Source organism: Candidatus Komeilibacteria bacterium CG_4_10_14_0_2_um_filter_37_10 (genome assembly GCA_002793075.1).
In the GTDB taxonomy this organism is placed as follows: Bacteria; Patescibacteriota; Patescibacteriia; order UBA1558; family UBA1558; genus UM-FILTER-37-10.
On sequence record PFPO01000089.1, the window covers coordinates 1 to 4,974 of the forward strand.

Here is a 4,974-nt window from a genome sequence, read left to right on the forward strand (position 1 = left end):
GCAATAAAATTTATATCATCTTCCTGAATATTGGGACCGGCTAATATTTCATCACCGATAGGAATATAATCTTTATATCTCTTGCCTTCATCGTTCAGATAAGTCAAATTTGATTGTAATTTACTATAATAACCATTAGTTAACTCATCGGAACTCAGTGGTAATAAATTAGCTGGTTTAATACCAGATTCTGTAATTAAATCAGCTAATAACAAATTATCTGCTGGCGATGGTTGACGGTATTTGGCTAAAGATTTATCGATATCTAGAGACCACTCTGCTAAATAAGATAAGGTATAAATTTGCTTACCATCTTTATGCCACGGAGTTGTTTGATGGTTAATAAAATAATTAACAAATCTTTTTATTTGTTTATATTGTTGTGGGAGTAATTGTTGTAACTCGTTAATCAATTCTGGCTGGTTAGTAAAAATTTGCTCTAAACTAAACTCTATATTTCCACCATTTTTATTTGTGCTACTTTTTTCTCCTTGATAATAAGCATAAAGTAACTGACTAACGCCTGGTTTTTCCAAAAAATTAACTATTATCTGGTCATCAGTCTTTTCTTTTCGTTCAATGATAAATTCTGCTAAAGACTCTCTTAATAATGGTAATGGTAAATTATTACGTAAATTTTTCAAATCATACTGCTGACGCATTAACATCTGTAAAAGATTATTCAGACTACTCTTATCCTGCAACGCTTCTTTGCGGGCCAAAGTATAATCTACGCGTAAACGTAATGGGTGCAAAACAGCTGCTAAATCATCAACGGACTTTACTTGCTCCAACAAACTGGCTATTTCTTCCGTATTATGTGCTCTCGTTACTTGGTCGCGTAAATAATCAAAGTGATATACCTCGTTGTCTCGGAACTGCTCGTTCATGGTTGGCAATCTTTTTTGTTTCTGACCAGAGTGGCGGACAACATTACGCAAATCATGATAAGCTAACTGGCACTCTTTGCGTCGTAAATGAGCTGACGGGTGCGACGAGCAAGGATTAAAACCCGCCTCGCCCTGTAAGTACTCTAGAAAAATCATTGTTTCTTCCATACTCTCTGGCGCATAACCAGCTTTATCTAAAACCTTTTGTCCCATAATATCCGCACGATACTCCATCTCCTGGGAACTGTGATAATTCTTGCGAAATGATTGAGTGAGGTGGGTTAACTCGTGGGATAAAACAGCGGCAATTTTGTCTTCGCTTAAAAAATAGCGATCATTATCATAAATGGCAAACAGTTCTGTTTTTTGTGTTAAATTTATGGTTTGATCAACTCCTAACTCCAACAGTAACACTTCTAAATCATCTTCACTATCAGCTAAAGATAGTCGTTGAAAATCCAAATTGCTTCCCTCTAATATTTGCGAAATTAATTTTTGTCTTTTTTTCCGATAATGTTCGGATAAATTATAAACCAAACCAGTATTAATAAATATTGGTATTTCTAAATTCTTCTCCGCTATTAATGGGTAATCTTTTAGCTGTCGATCAGTAAACACATAAGCGTTAATACTTGATTCGCGAACAAAATACGTTTTTACTTTAGCGGCAACTGGCAAGGGCAAAGCAGTAACTATACTATCCGCAATGTTTTGTAATTTTGTTAGATAAAGCTGTTCGGAAGAAAATGATAAATCTTCTTGGTGTTGCGTGCCAAGTACTTGATAATGCTCTCTTTTTTTAGCTAGGATTAACTCATCTTCACGACTGCGTTCACCATACGTTTCCTGCTGCTGATCTTTATGGAGAATATTTTCTGCGCGTGTTTTGTTAGCTATAGAGTTCTTGCTCTCCGAGGTTCCGGTAGGCTGACTAACACTTAATGATTTTGACCAAATATTATCTCTAAACATGCTATCATTATAACAATAATTACCTTTTTTGTCAGAAAAGAATACCAAAAAATACCGGTTAAACTCAGTATTTTTTAATTAAAAATTTTTATAGCTTATTTAATCCGTAAAAAAAATCAGTTTCTGCTTGTTGTGCTACTTTCACCAAGGTTGCTAGTGCTTCAATAGGATACTGACCCATGGCTGTTTCATCAGACAACATTAAAGCATCTGCGCCGTCCAATACCGCATAAGCGATATCACAAACCTCAGCTCTGGTTGGATGCGGGTGATTGATCATGGAGGTTAACATTTGGGTAGCCACAATTACCGGTTTGTTATGCCAAATACAAATACGTAATAAATGACGCTGAATATACGGTATTTTTTCCATTGGTAATTCAATGCCCAAATCCCCACGAGCAATCATAATACCATCCGCGGCATGAATAATCTCTTCCACGTGTTGCAAACTAATGGCGTTTTCGATTTTGGCAATAATTTTAGCTCGATCACCAACTATCTTTCTTAATTTAATAACGTCCTTAGCTTCTTGAGCAAAAGATAGGGCGATATAGTCAACCTTATTCTTTAAACCAAATAATACATCTTTTTGATCTTTGCTGGTCATGCCAGAGGTTGTTAATTTGGTATGAGGTGCATTAACACCCTTACCACTAAGTAACTGACCACCACGAATAACTTCAGTGTTGATTTTTTTACCCTTAATCTGCCTAACTATTAATTCTATCCGACCATCTGCTAGATAGATTGGATCGCCAATATTTAAATCTAAATGAATATAAGGATCATTAATATGAATACAATTATCACTAGTATCTTTCTGATTGGTAGAAAAAATAACTTCTTGTCCTTCTGTCAATTCCACACCGTTGGCCGGTAACTTACCAACTCTAATTCTTGGTCCTTGCAAATCTTGCAAAATTTTAACTTTATTCTTACTAAGCTTTCTAATTAGATTTGATTGCTCAACAAATTTCTCCGCACTACAATGGGAAAAATTAAAGCGAGCAATGTTTAAACCGCGCGTGATTAATTTCTTCAATTCCTCCGGTTGCTCACAACTAGGGCCAATGGTAGCTATTATTTTAGTTCTCATATTATTTTTTAATATTAAAGTAGGCTTATTATAGGTTATTAATTGCTTATTTTCAATGGTCAACTTGCGATTAGTATTGACATCGATAAAAAAATATGATAATATACCTTAATTATTTATTTGTTCATTAAAATGAGGATTAGAAATGAAAAATTTTGTAGAAATACAAAACTTTGGTTTTAATAGTATAACAATCACCGCGTTAATGACGATGATATTTACTATTTTACAGGGAGTTGGTATTACACAGCAAGGCAAAAAAATATGGCAGGAAAAATCAGCTCGTTCGCTGTCACCAGAACTATTTTTTTTATTGCTTTTCTACTTTCTCTCTTTTTTCTTTTATGGCTGGAGTAAAGATAGTTTGGCTATGTGTTTTAATAGTTTACTGGGATTACTATATATACCGATTATTGTTGGTATTTATAAATTTCAAACTCTGAGTTTGATCAAAAAGATTATTTTTTTTCTTACATCTCTCATCGTACCCATGATGATCATATTACAAGAAAAAGATATATTTTTACTTGTTCTGTTACTGATTAGTTTACTGGTACTAATAACACAACCATTGGCTATGCTGAAAGAAAAATCACGAGGATCAGTAGATCTAAATTACATTCTTATTTTTTTCGTAACCAGTGTCTTCTGGCTAGTTTATTCGATGATTATTAATAATTGGCCGTTAGAAATATTTAATAGCCTAGCCATAATTGTTTATTTGTGGATTTTGTGGCTCTATCATCAATATCAATAAAAAATTCAAAAGGAAGTAACCGTCAGCGGACTTCCTTTTTTTGTATCTTCAATTTCTTTTATTAAAACTAATAATTAAACAACCAAACGACAATTAACAAGGAAGCAATATTTTCCAACATAATTAATGGAATACCGAAATAAAAATACCACTTTCTTTTTTTATGGTGAAAAAGAAACATCCCCAACCAAATTCCCAAAGCCCCAAATAAGGAAGCCCAAAAGAATAATTTCCCTTCTGGCGTGCGTTCACTAAAAACATCATAAGACCTACTCTTATCTTGATACATTAACCAGAGACTATATAAATTAATGATACTCAAAATAATTACCACCAACCAAACAAAATCTGGCCGCACTTCTAAACTAGCTAAATCAATATTCATAACTGTATTGTAACAAAAATATTACTATTAGCCTAGGATAATAGTAATACTTATCGTATTGATTGATATCCCCCACTCACCCCACCCTTTGCTAAAACAATTTGCCATAATTGATTTTTGCGAGCGCGAAACGAACCAGCGCAACTCAATAAATAATAGTTCCACATTCGATAAAACCGTTCATTATATAACTGTTTTATTTGCGGCCAATGCAATTGAAAGTTTTGATACCAGGCCATCAAGGTTTTGTCATAATCAGCGCCAAAGTTATGCCAATCCTCTAAGACAAAAAGACCACTGATACTCTTACTGATTTGTGTTGGTGACGGCAACATACCGTTAGGAAAAATATATTTACCGGTCCAAGAATCATTGGAATAAACCGAGGTATTACCACCAATGGTATGTAATAGAAACAAACCACCTTCCCGTAAACAACGATAGACTATTTGCATGAATTCTTGATAATTTTTATAACCAACATGTTCAAACATACCAATGGATATAATCGCATCATATTCCTTAGTTAATAATCGGTAGTCCTGCAACTTAATGTCAATGGATAGGCCTTTATTTCTTTCTTGATTGTATTTAACTTGTTCTTGGGAAACTGTGATGCCATCAACTTGAACATGGTATTTGCTTGCTGCATAACGAGCAAAAGCACCCCAACCACAACCAATATCTAATACTCTAGCACCGGGCTTAAGCTGCAATTTATCACAGCATAAGGCTAATTTAGCTGATTGTGCTTGATCCAAATTAGCCGCTTGCTGCCAATAAGCACAACTATAACTCATCTCCGAATCCAGCATCGCTTGATAGAGTTCATTGCCTAAATCATAATGCTCTTGAGCAACTTGATAAGCTC

Annotated in this window: 4 protein-coding genes and 1 pseudogene (1 of these 5 only partly in view); 1 reads left to right on the forward strand and 4 read right to left on the reverse strand. The window is 34.3% G+C overall.

The features are described 5' to 3' along the window. Both COX77_04580 and pyk read right to left on the reverse strand, forming a co-directional pair. Positions 1-1,862 (reverse strand): hypothetical protein (locus COX77_04580; protein PIZ98395.1); only part of this gene is annotated, 1,862 nt, incomplete at its 3' end. An 88-nt stretch (positions 1,863-1,950) separates the two neighbouring features. After that, positions 1,951-3,024: a pyruvate kinase gene (pyk, locus tag COX77_04585; GenBank protein PIZ98396.1), complete on the reverse strand. Its 1,074-nt coding sequence runs from the start codon at positions 3,022-3,024 to the stop codon at positions 1,951-1,953. An 82-nt stretch (positions 3,025-3,106) separates the two neighbouring features. On the opposite strand from pyk, the gene COX77_04590 reads away from it, so the two are divergent. Then, positions 3,107-3,718: a hypothetical protein gene (locus COX77_04590; GenBank protein ID PIZ98397.1), complete on the forward strand. Its 612-nt coding sequence runs from the start codon at positions 3,107-3,109 to the stop codon at positions 3,716-3,718. Between the two features lie 67 nt (positions 3,719-3,785). On the opposite strand, the gene COX77_04595 is transcribed toward COX77_04590, so the two are convergent. Both COX77_04595 and COX77_04600 read right to left on the reverse strand, forming a co-directional pair. After that, a complete protein-coding gene (locus COX77_04595; protein ID PIZ98398.1) occupies positions 3,786-4,103 on the reverse strand; it encodes a DUF1294 domain-containing protein in 318 nt (105 codons plus the stop codon). A gap of 50 nt (positions 4,104-4,153) precedes the next feature. Then, positions 4,154-4,974: pseudogene (locus tag COX77_04600) on the reverse strand (cyclopropane-fatty-acyl-phospholipid synthase); it runs 292 nt beyond the window's last position.

What these genes read in the sequence shown, in the direction of transcription:
- COX77_04590 (PIZ98397.1), top strand. Translation starts at nt 3,107, where the DNA reads ATGAAAAATTTTGTAGAAATACAAAACTTTGGTTTTAATAGTATAACA.
- COX77_04595 (PIZ98398.1), bottom strand. Translation starts at nt 4,103, where the DNA reads ATGAATATTGATTTAGCTAGTTTAGAAGTGCGGCCAGATTTTGTTTGG.